Origin of the sequence: Pseudactinotalea sp. (genome assembly GCF_048594945.1) — a bacterium.
GTDB lineage: Bacteria > Actinomycetota > Actinomycetes > Actinomycetales > Beutenbergiaceae > Pseudactinotalea.
The window spans coordinates 1-1,939 of the sequence record NZ_JBMDXJ010000325.1 but is presented as its reverse complement, the minus strand read 5'-3'; the positions used below and the strand labels follow the sequence as shown (position 1 = coordinate 1,939).

Here is a 1,939-nt window from a genome sequence, read left to right as displayed (position 1 = left end):
GGTCTCACGCGAGGCCTACCAGGTGGTCGCCGAGGCCGTGGTCAACGCGCAACGGCACGGCACAGGCGCCGTCGACCTCGACTGGGCACGCACCGACGGAACCCTGACGATCGAGGTGAGCAACGCCGTCGGGCACAGGACCGGCCGCGACAGCGGCGGGCGAGGATTGATCGGGATGCGCGAACGCGCCACGCTGATCGGGGCCTCGCTCGAGACGGGGCGTGACGGCGACCGCTGGCACACACGACTGACGATCCCGGGGGTGGACCGATGACGGAGCCGACGATCCGCGTGGTGCTGGTGGACGACGAGCCGCTCGTACGCAGCGGGCTGCGCGCGATCCTGCAGACCGAACCCGGTGTCGAGGTGGTCTCCGAGGCTGACGACGGTGTGGCCGGGGTGGCCGCCGTGCGTGAGCACGAGCCGGACGTCGTGCTCATGGACGTGCGCATGCCGGGGCTCGACGGGATCGCCGCCACGCAACGGATCCTCGAACGGCACCCCGCCACCCGGGTGCTGGTGGTCACCACGTTCTCCGCCGACGACTACGTGCTCGACGCACTGCACGCCGGTGCCGCTGGCTTCTTGCTCAAGCGTGCCGAGCCAGAGCAGATCCGGGAGGCCGTGCGCGTGGTCGCGCGGGGTGACGCCGTGCTGTTCCCGACGGCGGTGCGTCGCCTGGTCGGCGACTCTCGCCCTGAGCAGCCTCACCACCGCGCCCTGCTGGAGCGGCTGACGGAACGTGAGCGCGAGGTCCTGCGGCTGCTCGCCGCCGGTCGATCGAACGCCGAGATCGCCGCCGAGCTCTGGCTCGGGGTGGAGACGGTCAAGACGCACGTGACGAACACGCTCGGCAAGCTCGGCGCGCGCGATCGCATGCAGGCCGCGATCTTCGCCTACGAGTCCGGCTTCAGCGACGCGGTCTCGGGACTCTGACGCTCCCCCGACCGGGTGAGCCGGATGGCTCGGGTGCGGGATCCGCCGAGAACCTCGACAGCGAAGGCTGGAGCCATGAACACCACATCGCTCCTCCCGCCTCCGCGAGCTGATCGTTCCGCCGAACGGCGCGCCCACCTGGCGGCCCGCTGGAGCGCCGGTGGCGCCGCGCTCTCGGGCGTCGGTGGCCTCGCGGCGCTCGTCGCCGGCCTCACCGGTCACGGCGCCACCTCCACCGTGACGCACCCGGCACTCTCGCTGACCCACACGCTCCCGCACCACCAGGTGGCTGTGATGCTCGGCGTCGCGGGGCTGCTGATCGCGGTCGGGCTGCTGCTGCAAGGTGCGCTGGCGCGGGCCGTAGGACGCGGCGATGCGCGGCCCGGACTGACATCGCCGCGTCTGGCGCTCGTGGTCGCGGCGCCGCTGCTCGCGGCCGTGGCGCTCGCCGCCGCCTGCGACGCGAACCCGCTCGCCTTCCTCGGCTACCTCCCCTCGGTGGGGGTCGGGTCGTTGTTCTCCGCCGAGATGCGTGCATCCTGGTCCACGTTGCCGTGGCTGCCGATGATCGCGCAGCTGACGGTGATCGCGACCGCGGTGGTGTCCGTGGTCACCAGCATCCGCGTCGCCGACGCGCTCCGCGGCGATGCCCCGCGGCCCCGCTGGCAGCAGCCGGCCTCGGCGGCCCGGGGGGGGCCCACCGCGGTGGCAGCAGCGGTGGCGATCCCGTTGCTGTACGCGTTCACGCGCATCGCCTGGGTGCTCGGGTGGCAGATCGGGTTCGACGCTGACGCCTAAGCCGACTCCGGCGGCGACGCGACCAGCGGGCTCTTCCTGGCGATCGGTGCGATCGTGGGCAGCGTGCTGACTATCGGGCTCGTGCGGCCGTGGGGCGAGCGGTTCTGGACCTGGCTCCCGGCTCTTGGTGGCAGGCGCGTCCCGGTGGGGCTGGCGGTCGTCCCTGCCTCGGTCGTGGCCGCCATGCTGCTGGCTGCGGGCGTCT

2 protein-coding genes and 1 pseudogene are annotated in these 1,939 nt (G+C 72.9%); all 3 read left to right on the top strand.

Features of this window, described 5'->3' with window-relative positions; translation table 11 throughout:
* Positions 1-274 (top strand): annotated as a pseudogene (locus tag ACOJSN_RS14585) (sensor histidine kinase); the annotation flags it as partial.
* Complete coding sequence (locus tag ACOJSN_RS14580) at positions 271-936, top strand: response regulator (protein ID WP_420113220.1); 666 nt, start codon at positions 271-273, stop codon at positions 934-936. The pseudogene ACOJSN_RS14585 and the gene ACOJSN_RS14580, both read left to right, overlap by 4 nt.
* A 75-nt stretch (positions 937-1,011) precedes the next feature.
* Entirely contained in the window at positions 1,012-1,734 is a 723-nt protein-coding gene (locus ACOJSN_RS14575; RefSeq protein ID WP_420113219.1) for a hypothetical protein, read from the top strand.
* Positions 1,735-1,939: the final 205 nt, after the last annotated feature.